Source organism: Serratia nematodiphila DZ0503SBS1, assembly GCF_000738675.1.
Lineage (GTDB): Bacteria > Pseudomonadota > Gammaproteobacteria > Enterobacterales > Enterobacteriaceae > Serratia > Serratia nematodiphila.
In genome coordinates this window covers 4,345,909-4,371,997 of the sequence record NZ_JPUX01000001.1, presented here as the reverse complement: position 1 = coordinate 4,371,997, position 26,089 = coordinate 4,345,909, and the positions used below count along the sequence as shown (strand labels likewise).

Here is a 26,089-nt window from a genome sequence, read left to right as displayed (position 1 = left end):
CCACCAGCGTAAGGCGAAGCGAACCATCGTTCGGCGGCGTTCATTCTAGACGCTATGACCGATGACAGCCAGCACAGAAAGCTGATTTCCTGCGCCGCCGTGCGCATTTAACTCTCTTTTGACCAAGGAAAAAATTCGGTTCAGCGTTACCGCACGGGTGACCGGGCCGATTTCTATTGATGCGGTAATTGGGCGGGGGAGAATTCGCATGACGAGTTATAGATATTGGCTGGGCATTCTCAGCTGTTTTCTGTTGTTCAGCCTGGTGTTTCTCGGCCAGCAAACCGGCCTGTTCGGCAGCACGGATCATGAGCACCACGGTGAAACCGGCCTGCTGCTGTTTGTGATCCCCGGCGCGATCGCCAGCTATCTGTCGAGCCGCAAGCGGCTGCTTTGCCCGTTGCTTGGCGCGCTGTATGCATTGCCGCTGTGCCTGCTGATCCGCCACTTCTGGCTGACGCCGTCCTCGTCGTTTTGGCAGGAACTGGCTTACGCCACCAGCGCGGTGTTCTGGTGCGTGTTCGGCGCGATGCTGATGCTGTTCGCCCTCGGTTTGTTGCACACGCTCCAGCAGTTGCACCGGCGGCAGCGGCAATAAAAAAAGGCGCATTAAGCGCCTTTTTGCCGTTCAAAAACTTACTGGAACAGGTTCAGGTGTTCTTTAGCGTAAGCTTCGAAATCGGTGCAGCCACCGATGTGCTTCTCATCCAGGAAGATCTGCGGCACGGTTTCAACCGGTTTGCCGACGGTTTTTTCCAGATCGGCCTTGGTGATGCCTTCCGCGTGGATGTCAACGTAACGGAAGTTGAAATCGTCGCGTTCTTCAGTCAGTTTTTCCGCCAGTTCTTTAGCGCGGACACAATAAGGACAGCCAGGACGCCCGAAGATTACTGCAAACATGCAACGCTCCTTAATTGGATTTTCGATAAATTATTCGCGATTGCAACGACATCCCGTCACCGAAAAAGTCATTACCTGCGTCAGATGGCGCCTACTATGCCCGTTGAGGCGGTGAAAAAAAAGCAGGAATTACCTGTTAATCTGATTCATGTAACCAATTAGTCTGCCGGGGCTGTCACCGTCGGCGGGAATTCACTACACTGGGGGCAGACCTTCTGGAGAGGAAAAATATGCGTTCATTCGGTGACTTACCGCGCCCGGTGCTGGTGTTGGAAGGGCTGGGCATCGTGATGCTGGTGCTGGCCTACCTCAGCATTCACGGCCACCTGCAACTGCCGGGTTGGCTGGCGTCGCAGCAGGCGGCGGTCGGCATGATTTTCCTCGGCGTGGCGCTGATGGTGCCGGCGGCGGCGTTTCTGGTATGGCGCGTGGTGCAGGGCTTCGGGCCGCTGATGCGCGGCGGCTTGCCGCCGGAAAACGATCGCCGCAAACCGCAAGATGCAGACGCATCGAAAGATAATCAGGATCGCGATCCGCGCGCCTGAGCGCCGCGGCCGCTAACTCGCCTGCCGGGCAGGCGTTGGCTTTTGGGGTGACGAGTGAAAATTGCCATTCTTTCTCGCGACGGATCGCTCTATTCATGTAAGCGGCTGCGTGAAGCGGCGGAAGATCGCGGGCACAGTATCGATATCATCGATCCGCTCTCCTGCTATATGAACATCAATCCGGCGGCGCCGACCATTCACTATCGCGGTCGTCAGTTGGAACGTTACGATGCGGTGATCCCGCGCATCGGTTCTGCCATCACCTTTTACGGCACGGCGGTGCTGCGCCAGTTCGAGTTGCTCGGCAGCTACCCGCTAAACGAGTCCGTGGCCATTACCCGCGCCCGCGACAAGCTGCGTTCGCTGCAGCTGCTGGCGCGGCAGGGCATCGATCTGCCGATCACCGGTTTTGCCCATTCGCCGGACGACACCGGCGATCTGATCGAGCTGGTCGGCGGCGCGCCGCTGGTGGTCAAACTGGTGGAAGGCACGCAGGGCATCGGCGTGGTGCTGGCGGAAACCCGTCAGGCGGCGGAAAGCGTGATCGACGCCTTTCGCGGCCTGAATGCCCACATCCTCGTGCAGGAGTACGTGCGCGAGGCGCAGGGGTGCGACGTGCGCTGTCTGGTGGTGGGTGGCCGGGTGGTGGCCGCCATCGAACGGCAGGCGAAGCCCGGCGAGTTTCGCTCCAACCTGCACCGCGGCGGCACCGCCCGCAAGGTGACCATCACCGCCAGGGAGCGGGCGATCGCGGTGAAAGCGGCGAACACGCTGGGGCTGGACGTCGCCGGGGTGGATATCCTGCGCGCCCAACGCGGCCCGCTGGTGATGGAGGTCAACGCGTCGCCGGGGCTGGAAGGGGTGGAAACCACCACCGGGCTGGACATCGCCGGCATGATGATCGAATACATCGAGCAGCGCGGCCGGCCGGGCTTCCGCCTGAAATCCGGCGGTTGACGGGGCGGGCGGTGCGCTTTTCCCGCCGTGCAATATCTGAATTAGTGAATTAAGCCGCATTGATCGTAGCGTATCGGGTGAATATTCCGTAAGCTATGCGCCTTTTCGCGTATTGAATATTGTGAGGCTGGTTATTATGGATTCACTCATTGTCCCCGATTTGGCGCTGTTGCGGCGCTGGCTGGATCAGTCGGGCATTTCTTTCTTTGAGTGCGATTCCTGCCAGGCGCTGCACCTGCCGCACATGCAGAACTTCGACGGCGTGTTCGACGCCAAGATAGATCTGGTGGACAACGTCATTCTGTTCTCCGCGTTGGCCGAGGTGAAGCCGACCGCGCTGATCCCGCTGGTGGCGGACCTGAGCCAGATCAACGCCAGCTCGCTGACCATCAAGGCGTTTGTCGACATTCAGGACGACAACCTGCCGAAGCTGATCGTCTGCCAGTCGCTGAGCGTGGCGGTCGGCATCACCTACGAGCAGTTCACCCACTTCATGCAGCAGGGCGAAGAGCAGGTCTCGATGGTGATCCTCGAGGCGCGGGCGAACGATCTGCTGTTTATGGGGGACGAAGAAGAGATCCCCGCTGGCGCCGTGCGTCAGCCGATGCTGCACTGACCCTCGCCATACCTTAAGCATGCCGTCGCTCCGGCGGCATGCTGCCGTGACTCCCCTCCGCAATAAAATATTCTGCACTTTGGCCTTTGCCGCCCGATCTTTCTCGCCTTTTGTGCCGTTAATGGCGTATCACATAGAGAAAACTGCATAAAAAATCGATAAAAGGCGTTTTTTACCCTGGGGGCTGGCGGGTTGCGATGGCAGCGGCTATGCTGCTGATTCTGCAAAGGGCTTGCGATTTCCCTTGTGACCACGCGAGCAGGGCAGTGAAAAAGGCGCATGCAATCATATGCATAGCCATTCAATTCGCGGTTGCAACGATTGCGCTCAATCAGGAAAGGTTTTGTATCGCTGCAGATACAAGTTCAATTCTATGATTCACCCTGTTTTGGAGGAAGTTACGGATGGTCACCCAACGTAAAAAGTGGTTATCGGGTGTGGTTGCCGGCCTGTTGATGGCCGCGTCCGTCAATGCGTCAGCCGAAGAGAAAACGCTGCACGTGTATAACTGGTCCGATTATATCGCGCCGGACACTTTGGCTAATTTCCAGAAAGAAACCGGCATCAAAGTAGTGTACGACGTCTTCGACTCCAACGAAGTGTTGGAAGGCAAACTGATGGCGGGCAGCACCGGTTATGATCTGGTGGTTCCTTCATCCAACTTCCTCGAACGCCAGTCGCAGGCCGGCATCTTCGAACCGCTCGACAAGAGCAAAATGCCCAACTACAAGAATCTCGATCCCGAGATGCTGAAGCTGGTTGCACACAACGATAAAGACAACAAATACGGCATCCCATACCTGATGGTGACCACCGGCATCGGCTATAACGTCGACAAGGTGAAGGCGGCATTGGGCAAAGACGCGCCTGTCGACAGTTGGGATCTGATCCTCAAGCCGGAAAACCTCGAGAAGCTGAAAAGCTGCGGCGTCTCCTTCCTCGATGCGCCGAGCGAGGTTTACGCCACCGTGCTGCACTACCTGGGCAAGGATCCCAACAGCACCAATGCGGCGGACTACACCGGCGCGGCCAACGATCTGCTGCTGAAACTGCGGCCGAACATTCGTTACTTCCACTCTTCTCAGTACATCAACGACCTGGCTAACGGTGATATCTGCGTGGCGATCGGCTGGTCCGGCGACGTGATGCAGGCGGCCAACCGCGCCAAAGAGGCGAAGAACGGCGTGAACGTAGCCTACGCGATCCCGAAAGAGGGAGCGCTGACCTACTTTGACATGTTCGCCATGCCGGCGGACGCCAAGAACAAAGACGCCGCGTACCAGTTCCTGAACTTCCTGATGAAACCTGACGTGATGGCGGGCATCAGCAACTATGTCTATTACGCCAATGCGGTGAAAGACTCCACGCCGCTGGTGAACGCCGAAGTGCGCGAGAACCCGAACGTCTATCCGCCGGCCGATCTGCGCGCCAAGCTGTTCACGCTCAACGTGCAGTCGCCGAAGCTGGACCGTGTCATTACCCGCGCATGGACTAAAGTTAAAAGCGGGAAGTGATGATGGGGGGGATCCCCCCATCGTCGGTAAACCGGCAGGCGGGCGCTCCCCGCCTGCATTGCCGTTTTGGGCCACGGCGCTCGCCGTGGTTTTGTGCCGCTTTACGCCGGAGAGCACCCCGATTGAACGACGCCATCCCTCGTCCTCAAGCCAAGTCGCAGAAGGTCTTCACCCCTCTGCTGGAAATCCGTAACCTCACCAAAACCTTCGACGGGCAGAATGCGGTCGAAGACGTCAGCCTCACCATCTACAAGGGCGAGATCTTTGCGCTGCTTGGCCCGTCCGGCTGCGGCAAGTCCACCTTGCTGCGCATGCTGGCCGGCTTTGAACAGCCGACGGAAGGGCAGATCGTGCTCGACGGGCAGGATATGTCGCATGTGCCGCCGTACCAGCGGCCGATCAACATGATGTTTCAGTCGTACGCGCTGTTCCCGCACATGACCGTGGAGCAAAACATCGCGTTCGGCCTGAAGCAGGACAAAATGCCGCGGGCGGAGATCGCCGAACGGGTGGCGGAAATGCTGGCGCTGGTGCACATGCAGGAGTACGCCAAACGCAAACCGCACCAGCTTTCCGGCGGCCAGCGGCAGCGGGTGGCATTGGCACGCAGCCTGGCCAAGCGGCCGAAGTTGCTGCTGCTGGATGAACCGATGGGCGCGCTGGACAAGAAGCTGCGCGATCGCATGCAGCTGGAAGTGACCGACATTCTCGAGCGCGTCGGCGTGACCTGCGTGATGGTGACGCACGATCAGGAGGAGGCGATGACCATGGCGGGGCGTATCGCCATCATGAACCGCGGCAAGTTCGTGCAGATCGGCGAGCCGGAAGAGATCTACGAGCATCCGAACAGCCGCTTCAGCGCCGAGTTTATCGGTTCGGTCAACGTCTTCGACTGCGTGCTGCAAGAGCGCCACGACGATGCGCTGATCCTGCAAAGCCCGGGGTTGCGCCATGCGATCAAAGTGGATCCGGACGCCTCGGTGGTGGACGGCGTGCCGATCCAGGTCGCGCTGCGGCCGGAAAAGATCCTGCTGTGCGAACAAGTGCCGGAAGACGGCTGCAACTTTGCGGTGGGGGAAGTGGCGCACATTTCCTACCTGGGCGATCTGTCTATCTACCACGTGAAGCTGCACAGCGGGCAGATTATCAGCGCCCAGCTGCAAAACGGCCATCGTTTCCGCAAGGGGATGCCCACCTGGGGCGATGAAGTGCGTCTGTGCTGGGAAACCGACAGCTGTGTCGTGTTGACGGTGTAGTGGCGCTGGTGAGGAGTAACCCGTATGACCCTGCTTTCTGAACGCACGCCGGAACCGCCGGCCAAAACGCCCGCCACCCTCAAGGCCCTGTTCCACCGCCTGCTGATGGCTCACGGCCGCAAGCTGGTGATCGCATTGCCGTATTTATGGCTGACGCTGCTGTTTATGCTGCCGTTCCTGATCGTGTTCAAGATCAGCCTGGCGGAGCTGGCGTTGGCGGTGCCGCCCTACACCGAGCTGATGAGCTGGGTGGACGGCAAGCTGAACATTGCGCTCAACTTCGCCAACTATCTGCAGCTGACCGACGATCCGTTGTATATCGATGCCTACCTGCAGTCGCTGCGCGTGGCGGCGGTTTCGACGCTGTGTTGCCTGATCATCGGCTATCCGTTGGCTTGGGCGGTGGCGCACAGCAAGGCGTCGACCCGCAACATTCTGCTGTTGCTGGTGATCCTGCCTTCCTGGACTTCGTTCCTGATCCGCGTCTACGCCTGGATGGGGATCCTGAAAAACAACGGCACGCTGAATAACTTTCTGATGTGGCTAGGGGTGATCGATCAACCTCTGGTGATCCTGCACACCAACCTGGCGGTGTATATCGGCATCGTTTATTCCTATCTGCCGTTTATGGTGCTGCCGATTTACACGGCGCTGATCCGGCTGGATTACTCGCTGGTGGAGGCGTCGCTGGATCTGGGCGCCCGGCCGCTGAAAACCTTCTTCAGCGTGATCGTGCCGCTGACGCGCGGCGGCATCATCGCCGGTTCGATGCTGGTGTTCATTCCGGCAGTGGGGGAGTTCGTGATCCCGGAACTGCTCGGCGGGCCGGACAGCATCATGATCGGCCGCGTGCTATGGCAGGAGTTCTTCAATAACCGCGACTGGCCGGTGGCCTCGGCGGTCGCCACCATCATGCTGCTGTTGCTGATCGTGCCAATTTTGTGGTTCCACAAACACCAGAACAAGGAAATAGGGGGGCAGGAATGAACAACTTGCCGGTAGTGCGTTCACCGTGGCGCATCGCCATCCTGACTGTCGGCTTTACCTTCCTGTATGCGCCGATGCTGATGCTGGTGATCTACTCCTTCAACAGCTCCAAGCTGGTGACGGTGTGGGCCGGCTGGTCCACGCGCTGGTATAGCGAACTGTTCCACGATTCGGCGATGATCAGCGCGGTGGGGCTCAGCCTGACCATCGCCGCCGCCTCCGCCACCGCCGCGGTGGTACTGGGGGCCATCGCCGCCGTGGTGATGGTGCGATTCGGCCGCTTTCGCGGTTCGACCGGCTTCGCGTTTATGCTGACCGCGCCGCTGGTGATGCCGGACGTGATCACCGGCCTGTCGCTGCTGCTGCTGTTCGTGGCGATGGGGCATGCCTTCGGCTGGCCGTCGGAACGTGGCATGTTCACTATCTGGCTGGCGCATGTCACCTTCTGTACCGCTTATGTGGCGGTGGTCATCAGTTCGCGTCTGCGCGAGGTGGATCGCTCGATTGAAGAGGCGGCAATGGATCTGGGGGCGCCGCCGCTGAAGGTGTTCTTCGTCATCACCTTGCCGATGATTGCGCCGGCGTTGATCTCCGGCTGGATGCTGGCGTTCACCCTGTCGCTGGATGACCTGGTGATCGCCAGCTTCGTCTCCGGCCCGGGCGCCACCACGCTGCCGATGCTGGTGTTCTCCAGCGTGCGCATGGGGGTGAACCCGGAAATTAACGCGTTGGCCAGCCTGATCCTGCTGGTGGTGGGCATCCTCGGCCTGATCGCCTGGTGGTTTATGGCGCGCTCGGAAAAACAACGATCGCGTGAATTGCAGCGGGCGGCCCGTAGCTGAATCGTAACAAACCTGCTATTTTTGCAATCAATAAGTATTGCAACTAACTACCTGACTTTACATGTGCCACCTGTATAGGTGGCGCGTCGTAGCGGAACACGGATATGTCAGACATGCTGAAAAGCGGGCAGGGAATGGGATCGACTTCGGATGCGCCGGTGCCGGTGATGGTGGCGGGCACCGCCATGGTGGCGATCAAGTGTATCAGCGTGGTGCTGCTGCTGGGTGAGCTGGGCGTCGACGGCGCGCAGGAGTTCGTCAACACCAGCGCGCAGGCGTGGGATTCCACCTTTATCTTTCTGGCCGGCCTGATGCTGCTGTGCCTGCAAATCAGCTGCGGCTTTGCGGTGATGCGCGGCCGCAATTGGGGGCGCTGGGGCTATGTGGCCTGCCAGTGCATCGTGGTGCTTTACCTGCTGTTGGCCACCATCGGCAGCGTCTTCCCAGAGGTGTTCACCGTGGAGGGGGAAACCAGCGGCCAAATCTTGCACGTTCTGATCCTGCAAAAGATCCCCGACGTGGTGATCCTGGCGTTGCTGTTCGTTCCTGCCGCCAGCCGCCGCTTCTTCACCGCGCAAGTGAGATTTTAGGCGCGCGGAGTGGTAAACTCTGCACCCTTAATTCGTCATCCTGAACTTCACGGTAATCTTCATGCATTGCGCTTTGTATACGGCGGGCACCTGCCGTTCCTGTCAGTGGCTGGAAAAGCCCTATCCGCAGCAACTGGCCGACAAACAGCATCACCTGCAATCGCTGCTGGCCGGGCGCGACGTCGCGCAGTGGCTGCAGCCGGTGGCGGGGGAACTGAGCGCATTTCGCAATAAAGCCAAGATGGTGGTCAGCGGCAGCGTGGAGCGACCGCTGCTCGGCATGCTGCACCGCGACGGCACGCCGGTCGATCTGAGCGACTGCCCGCTGTACCCCGCCGGTTTTGCGCCGATGTTTGCGGTGCTGAAAAGCTTTATCGCCCGCGCCGGCCTGACGCCGTATAACGTAGTGCGCAAGCGCGGCGAGCTGAAATACCTGCTGCTGACCGAAAGCACGCTCGACGGCGGCGTGATGCTGCGTTTCGTGCTGCGCTCGGAAACCAAACTGGCGCAGCTGCGCGCCGCGCTGCCGTGGCTGCAGCAGCAGCTGCCGCAGCTCAGGGTGATCTCCGCCAATATTCAACCGGTGCATATGGCGATCATGGAAGGGGAGCGCGAGATCGCGCTGACCGAACAGCAGGCGCTGGAGGAACAGTTCAATCAGGTGCCGCTGTTCATCCGCCCGCAAAGCTTCTTTCAGACCAACCCGCAGGTGGCCGCCGATCTGTATGCCACCGCCCGCGACTGGGTGCGCGCGCTGGGTATCGACAGCATGTGGGATCTGTTCTGCGGCGTCGGCGGTTTCGGCCTGCACTGCGCGCAGCCGCAGACGCGGTTGACCGGCATCGAAATCAGCGCGGAGGCGATCGCCTGCGCGCGCCAGTCGGCGCAGCGGTTAGGGTTGTTGCAGGTAGATTTTCAGGCGCTCGATTCCACCCGCTTCGCCACCGCCGAAGGCCTGGTGCCGCAGCTGGTGCTGGTCAATCCGCCGCGGCGCGGCATCGGCCAGGCGCTGTGCGACTATTTGAGCCGGATGGCGCCGGACTATATTCTGTATTCGAGCTGCAACGCCGAGAGCATGGCGAAAGATATCGAGATGTTGCCGGGGTATCGCATCGAACGGGTGCAGCTGTTCGACATGTTCCCGCATACCTCGCACTACGAAGTGCTGACGCTGCTGGTGCGGCGTTAAAGGCGCTTTTTGGCAGCCGTGTAAGCCGCTGAACGTTCGCGTTTGCCCACAGACAGGACCAGAACCACGATCTCCGTTTCCATGACGCGATATACCAAACGAAAGCCTGAGGCTCTGAGTTTGATTTTGTAGCAATCAGGCAAACCGGCGAGTTTGTTGGCGGGGACGTGGGGATTAACCAGCACCGATGCCAGCTTTTTTTTGAACTGTTCCCGGATCACCGGGGACAGTTTTTTAAATTCCTTCAGCGCATGTTCTTCGAATTCAAGCTTATAAGTCATCCAAATTGACCTTAATGCGTTTGCCGTTCATCCGTGAACGAACGATTTCAGCGAGTTCGATATCTTCCAGGTACTCCGCGATCGCCTCCCAGGTTTCCGGAGAGACGTAATATCCCGAAATCTTACCGTTGGTCAGGACGGCGACCGGTTGCCCTTGTGCCTCTTTAAGGGCGGCGTTGGGCGATTTCTTAAAATCGCTGATGCTGACTGCCGAGTCGGCAAGAATGGGTTGAACCGTCATGATGTTATCCTTGATGCTAAATTCAGTATCAAATTTAGCACTAACCGGATGGGGTGGCAATTAGATGGAGCCGCCGAAGGAGGGCGACTCCACACGCGGACTTACTGCGGGAACCACTTGTCGTTGATGGCCTTGTAGGTGCCGTCGGCCTTGATGGCGTCCAGCGCGGCGTTCAGCTTGGCCAGCAGCGCCTGGTTGTCGGGGCGCACCGCGATGCCGAGGCCGGTGCCGAAGTATTGCGCATCGGTGATGTGCTCGCCAACCGGTGCCAGCTGCGGGTTGGTTTTCAGCCATTCGTTCACCACGGCGGTGTCGCCGAACACGCCGTCGATACGGCCGTTTTTCAGCTCCAGAATGGCGTTCTGGTAGCTGTCGTAAGAAACGGTGTTAATCTCCGGGTGCTTGTCCTGCATGTATTTCTGGTGGGTGGTGCCGTTTTCCATGCCGAGCTTTTTGCCTTTCAGATCCGCCAGCGAGTTGAACTTGCCTTTTTGCGCGATCACGATCGCCGAGTTGGCGTAGTAAGGCTGGGTGAAAGCGACCTGTTTGCTGCGCTCCGGCGTGATATCCATGCCGGAAATCACCGCATCGTATTTCTTGAATTTCAGCGCGGCGATCAGGCTGTCGAACGCCTGGTTGGTGAAGGTGCACTGCGCCTGCATCTGCTTGCACAGCGCGTTGGCCAGATCGATATCGAAGCCGACGATCTGGTTGTTGGCGTCGAGCGATTCGAACGGTGGGTAGGTGGCGGAGGCGGCGAAGCGGATGGTATCGGCCGCGGTGGCGTTAAAGGTCATCCCGGCCAACATCGTCGCGGCAAGCAGCAGTTTTTTCATGCGTAGAGCTCCTGTCTGGATCCTGAAAGTGATTATTCGCTATCGTTTGTTTTTACTGGTAATCGCCAGAGGTTTTTGCGCGAATGCCTGTTGTTAACCCTGCCATTGAGTGAATTAAAATGCAATATAAATGATTAAGTATTGCCTTGAGGGGTAAAAAAAGCCCCGCACAATGGCGGGGCTCATGGGGGCGGCGGCCTCAGTTGCGGCGTTCAAACGCCAGCGCGCGGCGCTCCACCAGACGCATCAGCAGCGTCAGCAGGCCGTTGACGCACAGGTACACCAGGCCGGCGGCGCCGAACACCATCACGTCGTAGGTGCGGCCGTACATCAGCTGGCTGTAGCCCATCACTTCCATCAGCGTGATGGTATAGGCCAGCGAGGTGCTTTTGAACACCAGCACCACTTCGTTGGAGTAAGACGACAGCGCGCGCTTGAAGGCGAACGGCAGCAGAATGCGCAGCGTCTGCCGGCGCGACATGCCAAGCGCTTCGCACGATTGCCACTGCCCGGCGGGAATGGCGCGCACCGCGCCGTAGAACAACTGCGTGGTGTAGGCCGCGCTGTTCAGCGCCAGCGCTATCATCGCACACAGCCAGGGCTGCGACAGCAGGTTCCACAGCCAAGGGTAGTCGCGGATCGCCGGGAACTGGCCGGGGCCGTAGTAGATCAGGAAGATCTGCACCAGCAGCGGCGTGCCGGTGAACAGCGTCACATAAACCTTGACCAACGGCGTCAGGATCGGCGTTTTCAACGTCAGGATCACCGTCAGCAGCAGCGACAGCACCAGCGCGACGATCAGCGCGGCGACGGTCAGCGTCAGGCTGGTGTGCAACCCTTTGAGGATCTCCGGCAAATATTCAATCATCAGGCCGGCCCCCGCTCAAAGCGCGTGGCGCGCAGCTCAATGCGTTTGATGACGTATTGGCTGAACAGCGTCACCAGCAGGTAGATGGCCGCGGCGATCACATACCAGGTAAAAGGCTCCTGGGTGCGGGTGGCGATGCTCTTGGTTTGCAGCATCAGATCGTTCACGCTGATCAGCGACACCAGCGCGGTGTCTTTCAACAGCACCAGCCACTGATTGCCGAGGCCGGGCAGGGCGTGGCGCCACATCTGCGGCATGATCAGGCGAAAGAAGATCGCCGCCTTACTCAGTCCAAGCGCTTGACCGGATTCCCACTGCCCCTGCGGCACCGCTTTGAGCGCGCCGCGCAGCGTCTGCGAGGCGTAGGCGGAATAGAGCAGGGCCAGAGCGATCACCCCGCACAGGAACGGGCTGACTTCGAAATTGTCGATCGCCAACTGAATCGGCAGCTGGAACAGACCGAGGTTGAGGGTAAAGCCGTCGGAGAGCATCAGCAGCAGCTGCGACGAGCCGAAATAGATAAACAGCACCACCAGGATTTCCGGCAGGCCGCGCAACACGGTCACCCAGGCGGTGCCGAGCCAGCTGACCGCTTTCCAGCGGGACGATTCCCATACGGCGAACAGCATCGCCAGAATCAGCCCGAGGATCAGGGCGCAAACGGCAAGGCCGACGGTCATGCCGGCGGCGCTTGCTAAAGGTTGTAATTCATTCATTTGGGCGTATTACTGCTGGAACCATTTTTTGTAGATGGTTTCATAGGTCCCATCCTGCTTGATCTTGTCCAGAGCGGCGTTGAACTTGCCCTGCAGATCGGTGTTCTTCTGGCGCACCGCGATGCCAAGGCCGGTACCGAAGTAGTCTTTGTCGGTCACTTTGGCGCCCACTGCCGCCAGCGCGTCATTCTGCTTCAGCCACTCGTTGACCACCGCGGTATCGCCGAACACCGCATCAACGCGGCCGTTCTTCAGATCCAAAATGGCGTTCTGGTAGCTGTCGTAAGGCACGGTGGTGATTTCCGGGTGCTTGTCGGTCAGGTATTTCTGGTGGGTGGTGCCGTTTTGCACGCCGACTTTCTTGCCTTTCAGCGCCGCCACGTCGGCGATTTTGCCTTTCTGCGCGATGAACAGCGCCGAGTTATCGTAGTAAGGCTTGGTGAACAGCACCTGCTTCTCACGCTCCGGCGTAATGTCCATACCCGCCATCACCGCATCGAAACGCTTGAACTTCAGGCTCGGGATCAGGCTGTCGAACGCCTGGTTGGTGAAGGTACATTCGGCCTGCATTTCTTTGCACAGCGCGTTGGCCAGATCGACATCAAAACCCTGAATCTTGTTGCCGGCGTCAATAAATTCAAACGGAGGATAGGAGGCTTCGGTAGCGAAACGGATGGTTTCGGCTGCGGAGGCGGAAACGCTGATGCCGGCCAGAACGGCGGCGATTATTAGTTTTTTCATCGCAAACTCCCCAAATTACAGCAAGTTAATTGTTAGTGTGATAAGTAGTTGGCAAACTCGGTGGTCCGCGGCTGCGTGAAGTGGCTGCTGTCGCCTTGCTCCACTACGTGGCCGTTTTCCATGTACACCACGCGGCTGGCGGTTTTGCGCGCCACTTCCACTTCGTGGGTGACGATCACCTGCGTGATGCCGGTGCCGGCCAGTTCGCGAATGATGCTGACGATCTGGGCGGTGATTTCCGGATCCAGCGCTGCGGTCGGTTCATCGAACAGCAACACCTGCGGCTCCATCATCAGGGCGCGGGCGATCGCCACGCGCTGCTGCTGGCCACCGGAAAGGTGCAGCGGGAAGCGATCGGCGAAGTCGGTCAGGCGCAGACGCTTGAGCAGCTTGTCGGCGCGCTCCATCGCCTGAGCCTTGGTCAGACCCAGCACGCGGCAAGGTGCCTCGATCAGGTTCTGAACCACGGTGAGGTGAGGCCACAGGTTGTATTGCTGGAACACCATGCCGACATTTTGCCGCAGTTCGCGAATGGCTTTCTCGCCCGGCGCTTGCCTGAAGTCGAATTGGTTGCCGGCGATCTGCAGTTGGCCCGAACGCGGCATTTCCAGCAGGTTCAGCACCCGCAGCAATGAACTTTTCCCGGCGCCGCTTGGGCCAAGCAGCACCAGGGTTTCCCCGGCTGGACATTCCAGCGTGATGTCAAACAGCGCCTGGTGAGCGCCGTAATAGCAATTGATACCGTTAAGTTGAATACTCATGCGCCAGAATTGAATAGACATTGATGCCGCAAATGTTAACTTCCGCAGAATACTTATGCAATCTTTGTGCGTTAAAATTTATGAGTGTGCGGCGGGACAGTAAAAGATTAGCACAAGATACCGCGACTCAAGCCGAGGGAGGGGATTTGTGGCGCAGGCTGTGAGATCGGTAGCGAAATTTTTTCTATTGGACGAAATTCGAGCGGTAGACGGGCGGCGGGATGACCGACGCGGCCAGCCCGCGTCGGCCGGGGGAAGCGGGTTACTGGTTTTCCAGCACCTGGCGTACGCTGCCGTTGGTGGCGTGCGCTGGAACATTCAGGTAGCGAATATCATCAACCACCCAGCAGGTGCCTTCGCGCACCATCAGCACTTCGTCCTGCCAGTTCACGGTGCTGTTGGCGTCTTTCTGGTAGCTCAGGTCAACACGCAGCGGGATGTTCTTCGCATCGGTGTTGGGAATGGTCGAGGCGCTGGCGACGGATGCGCTGCTTGGCCCCTGCGCATTGCCGGAGAACAGATCGCCGGTAATCTGATGCTTGCCCGGGTTTTGAGCAGTGCTGACCAGATCCTGATACAGCACTTTGCTCAGATAAGGCTGCAGCTGCGCCAGGCGGTTGCTGTCCGGCAGGCCGGCGCCCTGCTGGATGCGCAGGTCATAGAACTTTTGCGCGACCGTATCCGGGCCGCCTTCCACACAGCTGCCGCTGCGGGTGCCGATATCCTTGTATGCCGGTTCCACCGTGGTACAGGCACTCAGCAACAGCGCTAAGGGTAAAACAGCCGCAATCGTTTTTGTTTTCATCTTATTACCTTATGTGAAAGTCTCTACCATGAAGACCGATAGCTTACAGTATAAATGCGTTTTTTGGCCTTGCATTCGTACTGCGTGCCATTGATTAAGCGAACATAATGTCAATCTTCTGGTCATAGATACGTTGAATTAATCAAACAAGGAGTTCTGATGCAGCTTTCAACTACCCCGACCCTGGAAGGGTTTACCATCACCGAATACTGCGGCGTCGTCACCGGCGAAGCGATTCTCGGCGCCAACATTTTTCGTGATTTCTTCGCTGGCGTGCGCGATATCGTCGGCGGCCGTTCGGGCGCTTACGAGAAAGAGCTGCGCAAGGCGCGCCTGATCGCGTTCGAAGAACTGGAAGATCAGGCGAAAGAGCTGGGCGCCAACGCGGTGGTCGGCATTGATATCGATTATGAAACCGTTGGCAAAGACGGCAGCATGCTGATGGTAACCGTCAGCGGCACCGCGGTGAAAGTCAGCCGCTAATCCCATGCCTTAACGCCCTGGCTCACGCCGGGGCGTTTTTACTTTGTCGGCGGGTGGCTTCCGTGGCGACTATTGCTTAACGTTAACGTTAGATCAAATCACCAAACCACAGGGAGGATAAGTGAAAATTTGGCCAGGGATCATCGCCGCCGCGCTGTTGGCTGGGTGCCAAAATCCGCAGCAGGACACGCTCGTCGATCGCGGCGCTTACCAGCTCGAGACGCTGCATCAGGCGCAGGGCGCCGATCGGCGCATTCGCTTTCTGGTGATGCACTACACGGCGGAAGATTTCCATTCATCGCTGAAAACGCTGACCGATGAACACGTCAGCGCGCACTATCTGTTGCCGGCGCATCCGCAGCGTGAACACGGCAAACCGACGGTGTACCGGCTGGTGCCGGAAGCGATGCGCGCCTGGCATGCCGGCGCCAGCGTCTGGCGCGGCCGCAGCAACCTCAACGACACCTCGATCGGCATCGAAATCGTCAACAAGGGGTTCACCCGCAGCATGCTGTTCACCCACTGGCAGCCCTACACGGCGGAGCAGATCGCCGTGCTGATCCCGCTGAGCCGCGACATCATCCAACGCTATGGCATCCAGCCGCAGGACGTGGTGGGGCACAGCGACATCGCGCCGCAGCGCAAACAGGATCCCGGCCCGCTGTTCCCCTGGCGGCAACTGGCGCAGGCCGGCATCGGCGCCTGGCCGGACGAGGCAGACGTGCAGCGACTGCTGGCGGGGCGCGACAGACAGGCGCCGGTGCCGCTGGCGCCGCTGCTCGAAAAGCTGGCGCGTTATGGCTACGCGGTTGATTCGTCATGGGATGCGCGGCAGCAGCGCAATGTGCTGGCGGCGTTTCAGATGCATTTCCGGCCCGACGATGTTCGCGGTGAGCCGGATGCAGAGAGTGAGGCGATTATCGATGCGCTGCTGGTGAAGTACGGCGCGTGGCGTTGATTACAGGCCGTGCAGTTTGCCGTGATCTTTCAGCCAGCGGGCGGTGCGCGCGATGCCTTCTTCCAGCGAGACGATCGGCTGATAGCCCAGCTCTTGCTGCGCGCGGGTGGTATCGAGCGTGAGGTCGAAGTTGAGTTTGGCGACGCCGTAGTGGGTCAGCACCGGCTCCTTTTCGCTTTTGCTGCCCAGGCGCTCCATGCCGCGCGCCATCATGTCGAGCATCGGGTAGGGGACGGAGCGGATGCGGCACTTCATGCCCAGATCGTCGATCAGCTGCTGCACCACGGTGCGCAGCGGGCGCGGCTGCTGGTTGGTGATGTTGTAGGCGCGGCCGGACGGCGTGTCTTCTTTTAGCGTCGCCAGCCACATGGCGTGCACCGCATTCTCCAGGTAAGTCATGTCCACCATCGCCGCGCCGCCGCGCGGCAGCAGCAGGTTGCCGTAGCGTTTGATCATCTGCAGCAGCCGCGGCAGCATCACCTTGTCGTGCGGCCCGAACAATCCCTGCGGGCGCAGAATGGTGAAATGGGTCTGCGGATTGGACAGCGCCAACTGCTGGATCACCTGCTCGCCGGCGGCCTTGCTGCGCGCGAACTCATTGGCGTAGCGCTGCGGACGGAAGTCTTCGGTTACGTTGCGGTGATGGTGGTAATCGAAATAGATCGCCGGGGAAGAGATGTGAATGAACTGCGCCACGCCATAGGCCGCCGCCCATTCACCAAGGCGGCGAGTGGCGCGCACGTTGGCCAGCTCGAAGGCTTCTTCGGTGCCCCAGGGCGAGGTAAAGCTGGAGCAGTGCCACAGCACGTCGACATCCGCCAGCATCGCCTTGGCCTGCGAAGAGATCAGATTGGTGAGATCGGCATGAATGAACTCCGCGCCCATTTTTTCCAGCAGGCCGCCCATCGCCTGGTTGCGGCCGGTGGCGCGCACTTTGATGCCCTGACGGCGCAGATATTCAACGGCGTTACGGCCTAACCCACTGGTGGCACCGGTGACCAATACCTTCATAACGGACTCTATTCTCACCCAAAATCGGAATACCGGCGGGCGCTTGCGGCGCTCCCAGCAAATAAGATGCCATTCTTCCGTGATTTCGTGCGCTATGCAATCGGAAAGCCCCGAAGCACAGCGGCAAACTGTGCGGTTGATCGACAAATGAGCGCCGTTCAGCGCTGTTGGCGGTCCAGGTTCTCGGCAAGCTCGGCGATGCGCTTCGCCATGCCGCGAAAAATAAACAGATGCGCGGGCATCATGGCGAACCAATACAGCAGCCCGCTGAAGCCGGCCGGGTGCCACCAGGCGCGCACGTCCAGCGTGCGGCGATCGCCGCGATCGGTGATGGTGAAGCTCAGCCGCCCCAGGCCGGGCGCCTTCATGCCGAACAGCAGCGCCAGCTGCCGCAGCGGCTTCAGGGTAATCACTTTCCAGCCGTCGATCTCGTCACCCAGTGCCAGGGCCGCGCGCGCCGGGCGGCCATAGACCACGCCGTTGCCGATCATGTCGTCCATGCGGGCGCGGATCCGCCACAGGATATTGGCGTAGAAATAGCCTTCTTCGCCTCCCAACTGCTGCACCGTTTGCCACAGGGCCTGGCTGGAGGCGGCGGTGTCCAGCGCGCAACCGGCCTGTTTGGGGTAGTAGCCGTAGCCAGGGCGCCAGCGAGCCCGCGCCGCCGGATCGTAGCCCCAGTCGGCGGAGTCGACCACTTCCAGTTCGCGCTGCAGCGTGGCGGTGACCGCCTGATCAAAAGTGTGCAGACGCTGCGGGATCAAGGCTTGCAGCGGCCGGCCGTCGGCGGGCAGATCGTGCTTCAACCCCTGGATCAACGCGCGGGCGATCGGCGTCGGCACCGAGGTGATCAGGCTGATGAACCACACCGAAATCAGCCGCGTCGGCAAGGGGATCGGGATCAGCCAGCGTCGTTTGCCGCTGATGGCGATAAAGCGTTGGAACATGTCCTGATAGCTGAGGTATTCCGGCCCGGCGACATCGAAGATGCGGTGTTCCTGCGCCGGATGCGCCAGCAGATCGGCCAGATAAACCAGCAGGTTCTCCAGCGCCACCGGCGACGATTTCGAACGCACCCAGCGCGGCGGTGTCAGCACCGGCAGGTTATAGACCATGTCGCGCATCACTTCGAACGCCGCCGAGCCGGGGCCAACGATGATGCCGGCGCGCAGCTCGGTGACCGGTACGCCGCTTTGGCGCAGGATCTCGCCGGTCAGGCGGCGGGCCACCAGGTGCGGCGAACTGTCGTCGTTCGGCTGCAGCGCGCCAAGGAAGATCACCTGCCTGACGCCGGCATTGCGCAGCGCGTCGCGCAGATTTTCCGCCGCCTGGCGCTCCTTTTCGATAAAGTCGTCGCCGTCGCCCATCGCGTGCACCAGATAGTACAGCGTATCGATTTCCCACAGCGCCGCGCTCAGGGTGTCCGGGCGGTACAGATCGACATACAGGCAGTTGACCTGCGGCCAGTTCTGCTCCTGCAGCCACTCGATGCGCCGCGCGGCGGCGGTAATCTGGTGCCCCTGTTCGATCAGGTGCGGGATCAGGTTCTGGCCTATATAGCCGCTGGCTCCAAGAACCAGTACGCGTTGGGGTATCATCGGGCCGCCTTGTGCGGTGAAAGAGTCGCAGAACGACAGGATGCCAAATTCAGGGTTTAAATGCACTTTTTGTATGGGTATAAGCCGGTTGCATCCGCCGCGGCGCAGGTTCACACTACGCGCCCCTTATCGAACGAAGACCGGATGTCATGAAGCTCAATGTGATTTGTTACGCCCTGCTGGGCCTGGCGCTGATCGCCAGTTTGTTCTCGCCGCATCCGGTGTGGATGGGGTTGCTGCTGGCGAACCTGCTGACGTTTCTGATCTACGGCGGCGATAAGCTGGCGGCGCGCAAAGGGTGGCGACGGGTGCCGGAGACGACGCTGTTGCTGTTCGGCGCGCTGGGCGGGTGGTTGGGTGCATTGCTGGCGCAGCAGCTGTTTCGCCACAAAACCCAGAAACAGCCGTTTAAAACCTGGTTCATCCTCAGCGTCGCGCTCAACCTGGCGGCGGTGCTGGGGCTGTGGTACTGGGTTTACGGCCGCTGGATTTTCTGATTGCGGGGCGCGGCCTGCGCCCCAAGCGATCAGGCGTGCTGCTGAAGAAACTCCCGCCACAGTTCGACCACCCGCTGCAGATCCTGACGGCTGACGTCGAGGTGGGTCAGAATGCGCGTCAGCGGGCCACTGCTGATCAGCACGCCGCGTTCGCGCATCCACGGACCGAATTTGGCCGCCAGCGCCGGCGGTTGGCGCAGGTACAGCACGTTGGTCTGCGCGCCGGGAGCGGCGATCTCCACGCCGATCTGCCGCAGCTGTTGCTCCAGCCAGGCCGCGTTGTCATGGTCTTCGCGCAGCCGCGCAACGTTATGCTCCAGCGCGTAGAGACCGGCCGCCGCCAGGATGCCGGCCTGACGCAGCCCGCCGCCGGTCATCTTACGCCAGCGCAGCGCACGCTGAATGAAGGCCTCGCTGCCGCACAGCAGCGATCCGACCGGCGCGCCCAACCCTTTCGACAGGCAAATGGTGAAGGTGTCGCAGTATTGCACGATCTCTTTCAGCGGCAGGTTCAGCGCCACGGCGGCGTTGAAGATGCGCGCGCCGTCGATATGCAGCGCCAGCTGCCGCTCGCGGGTAAACTGCCACGCCTGCTGCAGGTAGGCCTGCGGCAAGACTCTGCCGCTGATGGTGTTTTCCAGGCTCAGCAGCCGGGTGCGGGCGAAGTGGATGTCGTCGGGTTTGATGGCGGCGGCGAGCTTGTCCAGCGGCAACGTGCCGTCGGCGTCGGCCTCGATCGGCTGCGGCTGAATGCTGCCCAGCACCGCTGCGCCGCCGGCTTCGTATTTGTAGTTGTGCGCCTGCTGGCCGACCAGGTATTCATCGCCGCGCTGGCAGTGGCTCAGCAGCGCCACCAGGTTGGCCTGGGTGCCGCTGGGCAGAAACAATGCCGCTTCTTTGCCTGACAGGCGCACCGCCTCGGCCTCCAGCGCGTTGACCGTCGGGTCATCGCCGTAGACGTCGTCGCCGACCTCTGCCTGAGCCATCGCCTGGCGCATGGCGGCGCTGGGGCGGGTAACGGTGTCGCTGCGTAGATCGATAAGCATAGGGTTCCTGGAATGTAAGGGAGAGGAAAAGGGTACATGGCATCATATACCCTTTATTTTATCGGGGCAGCTTGCTTAGCGCAGCCAGTTGGTTTTCGCCAGTTCAACCACTTCGTCGCCGCGGCCGTTGATGATGGCGCGCAGCATGTACAGGCTGAAGCCTTTCGCCTGTTCGAACTTGATCTGCGGCGGCATCGCCAGCTCTTGCTTGGCGGTGACCACGTCCAGCAGCGCCGGGCCGGGATGCGCCAACATCTCCTGCAGCGCGCCGTCCAGATCGGAGGCTTTTTCCACGCGGATGCCCTTGATGCCGGCGGCGTTGGCGATCGCCGCGAAGTCCGGATTATGCAGGTCGGTGCCGTCGGTCAGGTAGCCGCCGGCCTTCATCTCCATCGCCACGAACCCCAGCACGCTGTTGTTGAACACCACGATTTTCACCGGCAGCTTGAGCTGCGCCAGCGACAGGAAATCGCCCATCAGCATGGTGAAGCCGCCGTCGCCGCACATGGCGATCACCTGTTTATCCGGCGCGGTGGCCTGAGCGCCGATCGCCTGCGGCATGGCGTTGGCCATCGAACCGTGGTTGAACGAACCGAGCAGGCGGCGCTTGCCGTTCATTTTCACGTAGCGGGCGGCCCACACCGTCGGCGTGCCGACGTCGCAGGTGAAGATGGCGTCGTCGCTGGCGTACTGGCTGAGCTGCTGCGCCAGATACTGCGGGTGGATCGGTTGGTCGTCGTTGGCGGTCGCCAGCCCGTCGAGATCCTTGCGCGCGTTGCGGTAATGCTCCAGCGCCTTGTCGAGGAACGCCCGGTCGCGCTTCGGCTCCAGCTGCGGCAGCAGGGCGGTGAGGGTGGTGTGGATATCGCCCACCAGCGCCATGTTGACCGGGCAGTGCGCGCCGATGCTGCCGGGGTTGATGTCGATCTGAATGATGTTGGCGTTGGTGGGGTAGAACGCGCGATAGGGGAACTGGGTGCCGAGCAGCACCAGCGTGTCGGCGTTCATCATCGCGTGATAACCGGAGGAGAAACCGATCAGCCCGGTCATGCCGACGCTGTACGGGTTATCCCATTCGATATGTTCTTTGCCGCGTAGCGCGTGGACCACCGGCGCCTGCAGCAGTTCGGCCAGCTTGACCACTTCATCGTGCGCGCCGGCGCAGCCGCTGCCGCACATCAGGGTGATGTTCTTCGCTTTGTTCAGCGTTTCCGCCAGCTTGTTCAGCTCGCTCATCGGCGGCTGCACCAGCGGCAGCGCCGGGGTATGCCAGGTCAGGGGCGCGTCTTCCGGCGCCATGCGCAGCGCCACGTCGCCCGGCAAGACGACCACCGAGACGCCGCGATTGAGGATCGCCTTGCGCATGGCGATCTCCAGCACGCGCGGCAGCTGTTCCGGGTTGGAAACCAGCTCGCAATAGTGGCTGCATTCGCGGAACAGCTCCTGCGGATGGGTTTCCTGGAAGTAGCCGCTGCCGATTTCGCTGGAAGGGATGTGTGCGGCGATCGCCAGCACCGGCACATGGTTGCGGTGGCAGTCGAACAGGCCGTTGATCAGGTGCAGGTTGCCGGGGCCGCAGGAACCGGCGCACACCGCCAACTGGCCGGTAAGCTGAGCTTCGGCGCCGGCGGCGAAGGCGGCCACCTCTTCATGGCGGGTGCCCAGCCATTCGATGGTGCCCATGCGGTGCAGGCTGTCGCTAAGGCCGTTGAGCGAATCGCCGGTCACGCCCCAAATGCGTTTTACGCCGGCTTGATCCAGCGTTTTGGCGATCAGTGTGGCTACGGTTTGCTTCATGGTTCCCCCAAACAAGGTTTGAAAAACGATGTGGACTCGATCCGGTGAGTGGCAGCAGAACAACTGCAAGCATAGCTTACCGGCTGTGGACGAGATGCGGTCAGGAAGGGTAAAGAGCGTAGGACGGGGAAAAGTGTAACCGGGCTGGCCGCGGGGAGCTTGCCGATAAATGCCCCATCGCGGCGATGGGGCTATAGGGGATCACGCCAGCGTGACGTCGCCCTGCAGCTGGCAACTGCAGGCGAGCACGTAGCCTTGCGCTATCTCTTCCTCGCTCAGCGTCATGGTGCTGGTGGTGGTGTAGTCGCCCTCGAGGATGCGAGTTTTGCACGAGCCGCACACCCCGGCGCGGCAGGCGGCGTTGACCGGCAGGGCGTGGGCCTCCATCGCCGCCAGCAGCGTGCTGCCAACCGGTACGCGGAATTCGCGCAGCGGGCGCGCGGCGCGCAGCGTCAGCCCTTCGGTGGCGTCGGCCTGCGCCGTCGGCGTGTGGAACTGCTCTTTATGGAAACGCTCGGCCGGCACGCCGAGCCGGCGGCACAGCTGCTCCACCTGATCCATGTAGGGCGCAGGGCCGCAGGTCATCACCGTGCGTTCGGCGATATCCGGCGCCGCCTGCCGCAGCGTCTGTTCATCGATGCGGCCGCTGAGGTAGCCGGGCTGCAGATCCTGCTCGGCCATCAGCGTCAGGCGCAGCTGCGGATGGGCGGCGCACAGCGCGCGCCATTGATCGGCGAAGATCGTGTCGGCGGGGGTGCGCACGTTAACGATCGCGACGATATCGCAGGCCGGACGGTTGGCGGTCAGCCAGCGGCACATCGAGACGATCGGCGTCACGCCGCAGCCGGCGGCCAGCATCAGATAACGATCGGCCGGGTGGCGCTCGCAGCTGAATTCGCCCTGCGCGTCGGACAGCCACAGCGTGTTGCCGGGCTTGACCTCTTGCGTCAGCCAACGCGATCCCACGCCGTCCGGCAGGCAGCGCACGCTGATGCTGAGAAAGCGGCTCTGGCCGGGCGAGGAGGAGAGCGTATAGGCGCGCAGCGTCTCCTCGCTGTTGCGGATGCTGACCAGCGCAAACTGGCCGGCCTGGTAAGGATAAAAAACGTCGCAGATCAGGTTCAGCGTCCAGACGTCGGCGGTTTCACGCTGGATGGAATGCACCTGCATGCGATTCGGGCAAAGCGGAGTGGGTTGAGTCATCGGGGCACCTCAAAAAGCAAAGGGGCCGGCGCAGGCGGCCCCATAACGTAACGGCATCAGGCGAGCAGCGCGGTGATATCCTGCTCGACGGTAGTGATCGGGCGCAGGCCGAATTTCTCGTTGAGGATCGCCATCAGGTTGTCGGTCAGGAAGCCCGGCGCGGTCGGGCCGGTGACGATGTTTTTCACCCCCAGCGACAGCAGCGTCAGCAGAATGACGATCGCCTTCTGTTCAAACCACGACAGCACCAGACTGAGCGGCAGCTCGTTGACGCTGCAGCCGAGCGTGTCCGCCAGCTTGACCGCCAGCATGATGGCGGAGTAGGCGTCGTTGCACTGGCCGACGTCCAGCAGGCGCGGCAACCCCTCCAGCGTGCCGAAGTCCAGCTTGTTGAAACGGTACTTGCCGCAGGCCAGCGTCATGATCAGGCAGTCATGCGGCACGCTGCGGGCGAAGTCGGTGAAGTAGCTGCGCTCGTCGCGGCTGCCATCGCAGCCGCCGACCAGGAAGACGTGGCGCAGTTTTTTCTGCGATACCAGGTCGATGACCGTGTCGGCGGCGTTCAGCAACGTCTGGCGGCCGAAGCCGACGGTGATCAGGTGTTCGATCTCGGTGTAAGGGAAGCCGTTCATGCCCTGTGCCTGGCGGATCACGGCGCCGAAGTCGTCGCCTTCCAGATGGTTGACGCCCGGCCAGCCGACGATGCTGCGGGTCCAGATACGATCGCCGTAGTTGCCGACGTTAGGATCGATGATGCAGTTGGAGGTCATCACGATCGGGCCGGGGAATTTGGCGAATTCCGTCTGCTGGTTTTGCCAGCCGCTGCCGTAGTTGCCCACCAGGTGCTTGAATTTTTTCAGTTCCGGATAGCCGTGCGCCGGCAGCATTTCACCGTGGGTGTAAACGTTGACGTTTTGCCCTTCGGTTTGCTCGAGCAGCATGCGCAGATCTTTGAGATCGTGGCCGGAAATCAGAATGGCTTTCCCGGCCACCGGGCGCACGTTGACCGCGCTGGGCTGCGGATCGCCGTAGGCCTGGGTTTCGCCGCGATCGAGGATCGCCATCACGTTGAAGTTCATCTTGCCGATGCCCATGGCGTTGTTCAGCAGGGTGTCGACGTCGCGCGGCCGGGTGCCGAGCCAGGCCATAAAGGCGTGGTAGTCGGCATAGAGTTGCTCGTCGAACTGGCCGAGCACGTGCGCGTGTTCCATATAGGCCGCCGCGCCTTTCAGGCCATACAGGCACAGCAGGCGCAAACCGTGTACGTCGTCGCCGACCTCGGCCTTGTCGCTGTTGAGGGCAAACTGCGCCGCCTGTTGCAGCAGCGCAGGCATAGCGTCACCGGCCAGCTGCAGGGCCGCCATCGGGTGATCGACGCGCACGCCGGCATCCAGCAACCGGCAACGGGCGGCCAGCGAGTCGCGCAGCAGCAGAGTTTCCCGCGCGTAGCCGATGATGCGCTGGGAATCGAAGTTGACGTTGGTCAGGGTGGAGAAGAAGGCGCGCGGGGCGAAGCTGTCGATCTCGTGGTCGACGATGCCCAGCGAACGCGCCTGCAGCGCCCAGGCGGAGAGGCCCTGCAGCGCCGCCACCAGCAGATCCTGCAGGTCGGAGGTTTCCGCCGTTTTGCCGCACATGCCCTGAGAATACGCGCAGCCGTTGCCTGCCGGGGTACGGATGGTTTGTTCACATTGCACACAGAACATAGTCGCTTCCTTTTATTTTAAAGTTGCATTTGTAATGCTTGTTTAAAAGCATAGATCGGCGATCGGGGTTGCAAAAGGCTTTTGTGCGACTACTGCGGGCAAGTTTGATTTAGCGCAATTTTGCGGTGCGGATGGGAATTATTACGCTTTGGGGGCCAGGCGGCCCCCAGGGGGAAAGGATCAGGAGAACAGGGCGATCAGCACCGGCGCCAGCAGGCTCAGCAGGAAGCCGTGCACGATGGCGGGCGGCACCATGTCCAGCCCGCCGCTGCGCTGCAGCACCGGCAGGGTGAAGTCCATCGAGGTGGCGCCGCACAGGCCGAGGGCGGTGGAGCGGCTGCGGCGCACCAGCGTCGGGATCAGCATGATCGCCACCAGCTCGCGTGCCAGATCGTTGAAGAACGCGGCGCTGCCCATCACCGGGCCGTAGGCGTCGGTGATCAGAATGCCGGACAGCGAGTACCAGCCGAAGCCGGAGGCCATCGCCAGCCCGGCCTTGACCGGCAACCCCAGCAGCTGAGCCGCCAGCGCGCCGCCGGCCAGCGACGCGACGGTCACCACCAATGCCACCAGCGTGCCGCGGCGGTTGAGCACGATCTGGCGCAGCGTCATGCCGCTGTTGCGCAGCTGAATGCCGACCAGCAACAGCAGGAAGATCAGCGCATATTCGCTGCCTTTATGGGCGAACTGCAGCCATTGCCACTGCGTCAGGCCGAGCAGGAAGCCGCCGAGCACCACGCCGCACAGCTTGAGCGACTCCAGCGCCATGTGCACGCGCGAAGGCAGCTTTTCCTGTTTATGGCTGCTGCGCCACGGCATGCGCCGCTCCAGCAGCGCCAGCAACAGCAGGTTGGCGCAGAGAATGCAGAAGAAGAACACCGCGCTGTACTGGAAGATCAGCACCAGGTTGCTGCTGAGATCTTCCATGAATGCCAGGCTGATACCCATGAAAAACAGGATCACGTACACCATCCAGCTGAGCAGCCGGTTGATCAGCACCAGCAGCGGGCGATGGCGTAAGGGAATGAGGTAACCGACAATCAGCGGTAACAGAATAATCAACAGTCCTGAGTACATGGTGCAGCTTGTGTCCTTGAGTTTTGAAGCGCGCCGAACGCCGACGAGGAGCACACGCTAACCAAAAG

The 26,089-nt window shown here is 61.0% G+C and carries 29 protein-coding genes; 13 read left to right on the top strand and 16 right to left on the bottom strand.

Going from position 1 to position 26,089, the window contains the following annotated elements; all coding sequences use genetic code 11:
• The first annotated feature begins 208 nt into the window (after window positions 1-208).
• Entirely contained in the window at window positions 209-598 is a 390-nt protein-coding gene (locus JL05_RS20255; protein WP_015377289.1) for an inner membrane protein YbjM, read from the top strand.
• A 38-nt stretch (window positions 599-636) separates the two neighbouring features.
• Here JL05_RS20255 and JL05_RS20250 read toward each other — a convergent pair whose 3' ends face one another.
• Window positions 637-900: a GrxA family glutaredoxin gene (locus tag JL05_RS20250; RefSeq protein ID WP_004938676.1), complete on the bottom strand. Its 264-nt coding sequence runs from the start codon at window positions 898-900 to the stop codon at window positions 637-639.
• Window positions 901-1,130: 230 nt separating this feature from the next.
• Here JL05_RS20250 and JL05_RS20245 point away from each other — a divergent pair, with 230 nt between their 5' ends.
• From JL05_RS20245 to rlmC, 9 genes are all read left to right on the top strand, one after another.
• Window positions 1,131-1,445: a YbjC family protein gene (locus JL05_RS20245; RefSeq protein ID WP_015377290.1), complete on the top strand. Its 315-nt coding sequence runs from the start codon at window positions 1,131-1,133 to the stop codon at window positions 1,443-1,445.
• A 54-nt stretch (window positions 1,446-1,499) separates the two neighbouring features.
• Complete coding sequence (gene rimK, locus JL05_RS20240; RefSeq protein ID WP_033633473.1) at window positions 1,500-2,402, top strand: 30S ribosomal protein S6--L-glutamate ligase; 903 nt, start codon at window positions 1,500-1,502, stop codon at window positions 2,400-2,402.
• Between the two features lie 136 nt (window positions 2,403-2,538).
• Window positions 2,539-3,018: a type III secretion system chaperone family protein gene (locus tag JL05_RS20235; RefSeq protein WP_004938666.1), complete on the top strand. Its 480-nt coding sequence runs from the start codon at window positions 2,539-2,541 to the stop codon at window positions 3,016-3,018.
• A 404-nt stretch (window positions 3,019-3,422) separates the two neighbouring features.
• Window positions 3,423-4,532, top strand: a complete 1,110-nt coding sequence (potF, locus tag JL05_RS20230; protein WP_015377292.1) for a spermidine/putrescine ABC transporter substrate-binding protein PotF — start codon at window positions 3,423-3,425, stop codon at window positions 4,530-4,532.
• A gap of 122 nt (window positions 4,533-4,654) precedes the next feature.
• Window positions 4,655-5,788: a putrescine ABC transporter ATP-binding subunit PotG gene (gene potG, locus JL05_RS20225; RefSeq protein ID WP_004938650.1), complete on the top strand. Its 1,134-nt coding sequence runs from the start codon at window positions 4,655-4,657 to the stop codon at window positions 5,786-5,788.
• A 24-nt stretch (window positions 5,789-5,812) separates the two neighbouring features.
• Window positions 5,813-6,775 carry a putrescine ABC transporter permease PotH gene (gene potH / locus JL05_RS20220; RefSeq protein ID WP_033633472.1) on the top strand — a complete coding sequence of 321 codons (963 nt, stop codon included), beginning with the start codon at window positions 5,813-5,815 and terminating at the stop codon, window positions 6,773-6,775.
• A complete protein-coding gene (potI, locus tag JL05_RS20215; protein ID WP_004938644.1) occupies window positions 6,772-7,617 on the top strand; it encodes a putrescine ABC transporter permease PotI in 846 nt (281 codons plus the stop codon). The genes potH and potI overlap by 4 nt, the downstream gene beginning before the upstream one ends.
• A 104-nt stretch (window positions 7,618-7,721) precedes the next feature.
• A complete protein-coding gene (locus JL05_RS20210) occupies window positions 7,722-8,207 on the top strand; it encodes a YbjO family protein (RefSeq protein WP_050501266.1) in 486 nt (161 codons plus the stop codon).
• A gap of 61 nt (window positions 8,208-8,268) precedes the next feature.
• The gene (rlmC, locus tag JL05_RS20205) at window positions 8,269-9,396 is read left to right on the top strand and encodes a 23S rRNA (uracil(747)-C(5))-methyltransferase RlmC (RefSeq protein ID WP_033633470.1); all 1,128 of its coding nucleotides are present in this window, start codon (window positions 8,269-8,271) and stop codon (window positions 9,394-9,396) included.
• On the opposite strand, the gene JL05_RS20200 is transcribed toward rlmC, so the two are convergent.
• From JL05_RS20200 to JL05_RS20165, 8 genes are all read right to left on the bottom strand, one after another.
• Window positions 9,393-9,677 (bottom strand): type II toxin-antitoxin system RelE family toxin, encoded by a 285-nt coding sequence (locus JL05_RS20200; RefSeq protein WP_033633469.1) that lies wholly within the window; start codon window positions 9,675-9,677, stop codon window positions 9,393-9,395. The two genes, rlmC and JL05_RS20200, sit on opposite strands and share 4 nt — an antisense overlap.
• Complete coding sequence (locus tag JL05_RS20195; RefSeq protein WP_004928423.1) at window positions 9,667-9,918, bottom strand: type II toxin-antitoxin system Phd/YefM family antitoxin; 252 nt, start codon at window positions 9,916-9,918, stop codon at window positions 9,667-9,669. Before JL05_RS20195 ends, JL05_RS20200 begins: the two co-directional genes overlap by 11 nt.
• Window positions 9,919-10,019: 101 nt before the next feature.
• Window positions 10,020-10,754: an arginine ABC transporter substrate-binding protein gene (gene artJ, locus JL05_RS20190; RefSeq protein ID WP_033633468.1), complete on the bottom strand. Its 735-nt coding sequence runs from the start codon at window positions 10,752-10,754 to the stop codon at window positions 10,020-10,022.
• Between the two features lie 199 nt (window positions 10,755-10,953).
• A complete protein-coding gene (artM, locus tag JL05_RS20185) occupies window positions 10,954-11,622 on the bottom strand; it encodes an arginine ABC transporter permease ArtM (RefSeq protein WP_004928418.1) in 669 nt (222 codons plus the stop codon).
• Window positions 11,622-12,338, bottom strand: a complete 717-nt coding sequence (artQ, locus tag JL05_RS20180; protein WP_004928413.1) for an arginine ABC transporter permease ArtQ — start codon at window positions 12,336-12,338, stop codon at window positions 11,622-11,624. Before artQ ends, artM begins: the two co-directional genes overlap by 1 nt.
• A gap of 9 nt (window positions 12,339-12,347) precedes the next feature.
• Window positions 12,348-13,079, bottom strand: a complete 732-nt coding sequence (artJ, locus tag JL05_RS20175; RefSeq protein ID WP_004928409.1) for an arginine ABC transporter substrate-binding protein — start codon at window positions 13,077-13,079, stop codon at window positions 12,348-12,350.
• Between the two features lie 32 nt (window positions 13,080-13,111).
• Complete coding sequence (artP, locus tag JL05_RS20170) at window positions 13,112-13,840, bottom strand: arginine ABC transporter ATP-binding protein ArtP (RefSeq protein ID WP_004928406.1); 729 nt, start codon at window positions 13,838-13,840, stop codon at window positions 13,112-13,114.
• A 262-nt stretch (window positions 13,841-14,102) separates the two neighbouring features.
• Complete coding sequence (locus JL05_RS20165) at window positions 14,103-14,645, bottom strand: lipoprotein (protein WP_015377301.1); 543 nt, start codon at window positions 14,643-14,645, stop codon at window positions 14,103-14,105.
• A gap of 159 nt (window positions 14,646-14,804) precedes the next feature.
• Between JL05_RS20165 and JL05_RS20160 the strand changes: the two genes are divergently transcribed.
• Together JL05_RS20160 and JL05_RS20155 are read left to right on the top strand one after the other, a co-directional pair.
• On the top strand, window positions 14,805-15,128 hold the full coding sequence (locus JL05_RS20160) for a heavy metal-binding domain-containing protein (protein WP_004928400.1): 324 nt from the start codon (window positions 14,805-14,807) through the stop codon (window positions 15,126-15,128).
• A gap of 121 nt (window positions 15,129-15,249) precedes the next feature.
• Window positions 15,250-16,086: an N-acetylmuramoyl-L-alanine amidase gene (locus tag JL05_RS20155; protein ID WP_033633467.1), complete on the top strand. Its 837-nt coding sequence runs from the start codon at window positions 15,250-15,252 to the stop codon at window positions 16,084-16,086.
• Here the strand turns inward: JL05_RS20155 and JL05_RS20150 are convergent, their stop codons facing one another.
• Together JL05_RS20150 and JL05_RS20145 are read right to left on the bottom strand one after the other, a co-directional pair.
• Window positions 16,087-17,097: a 3-beta-hydroxysteroid dehydrogenase gene (locus JL05_RS20150; RefSeq protein WP_004928393.1), complete on the bottom strand. Its 1,011-nt coding sequence runs from the start codon at window positions 17,095-17,097 to the stop codon at window positions 16,087-16,089.
• A 158-nt stretch (window positions 17,098-17,255) separates the two neighbouring features.
• Window positions 17,256-18,695 (bottom strand): DUF2867 domain-containing protein, encoded by a 1,440-nt coding sequence (locus JL05_RS20145; RefSeq protein ID WP_033633466.1) that lies wholly within the window; start codon window positions 18,693-18,695, stop codon window positions 17,256-17,258.
• A gap of 149 nt (window positions 18,696-18,844) precedes the next feature.
• On the opposite strand from JL05_RS20145, the gene JL05_RS20140 reads away from it, so the two are divergent.
• Window positions 18,845-19,192, top strand: a complete 348-nt coding sequence (locus JL05_RS20140) for a DUF1294 domain-containing protein (protein ID WP_004928387.1) — start codon at window positions 18,845-18,847, stop codon at window positions 19,190-19,192.
• A 29-nt stretch (window positions 19,193-19,221) separates the two neighbouring features.
• Here JL05_RS20140 and ltaE read toward each other — a convergent pair whose 3' ends face one another.
• From ltaE to JL05_RS20115, 5 genes are all read right to left on the bottom strand, one after another.
• Window positions 19,222-20,238: a low-specificity L-threonine aldolase gene (gene ltaE / locus JL05_RS20135; RefSeq protein WP_021504350.1), complete on the bottom strand. Its 1,017-nt coding sequence runs from the start codon at window positions 20,236-20,238 to the stop codon at window positions 19,222-19,224.
• 75 nt (window positions 20,239-20,313) lie between these two features.
• Window positions 20,314-22,035 (bottom strand): ubiquinone-dependent pyruvate dehydrogenase, encoded by a 1,722-nt coding sequence (gene poxB, locus JL05_RS20130; protein WP_033633465.1) that lies wholly within the window; start codon window positions 22,033-22,035, stop codon window positions 20,314-20,316.
• A 201-nt stretch (window positions 22,036-22,236) separates the two neighbouring features.
• The gene (hcr, locus tag JL05_RS20125; RefSeq protein ID WP_033633464.1) at window positions 22,237-23,238 is read right to left on the bottom strand and encodes an NADH oxidoreductase; all 1,002 of its coding nucleotides are present in this window, start codon (window positions 23,236-23,238) and stop codon (window positions 22,237-22,239) included.
• A gap of 56 nt (window positions 23,239-23,294) precedes the next feature.
• On the bottom strand, window positions 23,295-24,944 hold the full coding sequence (gene hcp, locus JL05_RS20120) for a hydroxylamine reductase (RefSeq protein ID WP_033633463.1): 1,650 nt from the start codon (window positions 24,942-24,944) through the stop codon (window positions 23,295-23,297).
• 180 nt (window positions 24,945-25,124) lie between these two features.
• Entirely contained in the window at window positions 25,125-26,021 is an 897-nt protein-coding gene (locus JL05_RS20115) for a LysO family transporter (protein ID WP_004928363.1), read from the bottom strand.
• Window positions 26,022-26,089: the final 68 nt, after the last annotated feature.

What these genes read in the sequence shown, in the direction of transcription:
- JL05_RS20255 (WP_015377289.1), top strand. Translation starts at nt 209, where the DNA reads ATGACGAGTTATAGATATTGGCTGGGCATTCTCAGCTGTTTTCTGTTG.
- JL05_RS20250 (WP_004938676.1), bottom strand. Translation starts at nt 900, where the DNA reads ATGTTTGCAGTAATCTTCGGGCGTCCTGGCTGTCCTTATTGTGTCCGC.
- JL05_RS20245 (WP_015377290.1), top strand. Translation starts at nt 1,131, where the DNA reads ATGCGTTCATTCGGTGACTTACCGCGCCCGGTGCTGGTGTTGGAAGGG.
- JL05_RS20235 (WP_004938666.1), top strand. Translation starts at nt 2,539, where the DNA reads ATGGATTCACTCATTGTCCCCGATTTGGCGCTGTTGCGGCGCTGGCTG.
- potF (WP_015377292.1), top strand. Translation starts at nt 3,423, where the DNA reads ATGGTCACCCAACGTAAAAAGTGGTTATCGGGTGTGGTTGCCGGCCTG.
- potH (WP_033633472.1), top strand. Translation starts at nt 5,813, where the DNA reads ATGACCCTGCTTTCTGAACGCACGCCGGAACCGCCGGCCAAAACGCCC.
- potI (WP_004938644.1), top strand. Translation starts at nt 6,772, where the DNA reads ATGAACAACTTGCCGGTAGTGCGTTCACCGTGGCGCATCGCCATCCTG.
- JL05_RS20210 (WP_050501266.1), top strand. Translation starts at nt 7,722, where the DNA reads ATGTCAGACATGCTGAAAAGCGGGCAGGGAATGGGATCGACTTCGGAT.
- rlmC (WP_033633470.1), top strand. Translation starts at nt 8,269, where the DNA reads ATGCATTGCGCTTTGTATACGGCGGGCACCTGCCGTTCCTGTCAGTGG.
- JL05_RS20200 (WP_033633469.1), bottom strand. Translation starts at nt 9,677, where the DNA reads ATGACTTATAAGCTTGAATTCGAAGAACATGCGCTGAAGGAATTTAAA.
- JL05_RS20195 (WP_004928423.1), bottom strand. Translation starts at nt 9,918, where the DNA reads ATGACGGTTCAACCCATTCTTGCCGACTCGGCAGTCAGCATCAGCGAT.
- artJ (WP_033633468.1), bottom strand. Translation starts at nt 10,754, where the DNA reads ATGAAAAAACTGCTGCTTGCCGCGACGATGTTGGCCGGGATGACCTTT.
- artM (WP_004928418.1), bottom strand. Translation starts at nt 11,622, where the DNA reads ATGATTGAATATTTGCCGGAGATCCTCAAAGGGTTGCACACCAGCCTG.
- artQ (WP_004928413.1), bottom strand. Translation starts at nt 12,338, where the DNA reads ATGAATGAATTACAACCTTTAGCAAGCGCCGCCGGCATGACCGTCGGC.
- artJ (WP_004928409.1), bottom strand. Translation starts at nt 13,079, where the DNA reads ATGAAAAAACTAATAATCGCCGCCGTTCTGGCCGGCATCAGCGTTTCC.
- artP (WP_004928406.1), bottom strand. Translation starts at nt 13,840, where the DNA reads ATGAGTATTCAACTTAACGGTATCAATTGCTATTACGGCGCTCACCAG.
- JL05_RS20165 (WP_015377301.1), bottom strand. Translation starts at nt 14,645, where the DNA reads ATGAAAACAAAAACGATTGCGGCTGTTTTACCCTTAGCGCTGTTGCTG.
- JL05_RS20160 (WP_004928400.1), top strand. Translation starts at nt 14,805, where the DNA reads ATGCAGCTTTCAACTACCCCGACCCTGGAAGGGTTTACCATCACCGAA.
- JL05_RS20150 (WP_004928393.1), bottom strand. Translation starts at nt 17,097, where the DNA reads ATGAAGGTATTGGTCACCGGTGCCACCAGTGGGTTAGGCCGTAACGCC.
- JL05_RS20145 (WP_033633466.1), bottom strand. Translation starts at nt 18,695, where the DNA reads ATGATACCCCAACGCGTACTGGTTCTTGGAGCCAGCGGCTATATAGGC.
- JL05_RS20140 (WP_004928387.1), top strand. Translation starts at nt 18,845, where the DNA reads ATGAAGCTCAATGTGATTTGTTACGCCCTGCTGGGCCTGGCGCTGATC.
- ltaE (WP_021504350.1), bottom strand. Translation starts at nt 20,238, where the DNA reads ATGCTTATCGATCTACGCAGCGACACCGTTACCCGCCCCAGCGCCGCC.
- poxB (WP_033633465.1), bottom strand. Translation starts at nt 22,035, where the DNA reads ATGAAGCAAACCGTAGCCACACTGATCGCCAAAACGCTGGATCAAGCC.
- hcr (WP_033633464.1), bottom strand. Translation starts at nt 23,238, where the DNA reads ATGACTCAACCCACTCCGCTTTGCCCGAATCGCATGCAGGTGCATTCC.
- hcp (WP_033633463.1), bottom strand. Translation starts at nt 24,944, where the DNA reads ATGTTCTGTGTGCAATGTGAACAAACCATCCGTACCCCGGCAGGCAAC.
- JL05_RS20115 (WP_004928363.1), bottom strand. Translation starts at nt 26,021, where the DNA reads ATGTACTCAGGACTGTTGATTATTCTGTTACCGCTGATTGTCGGTTAC.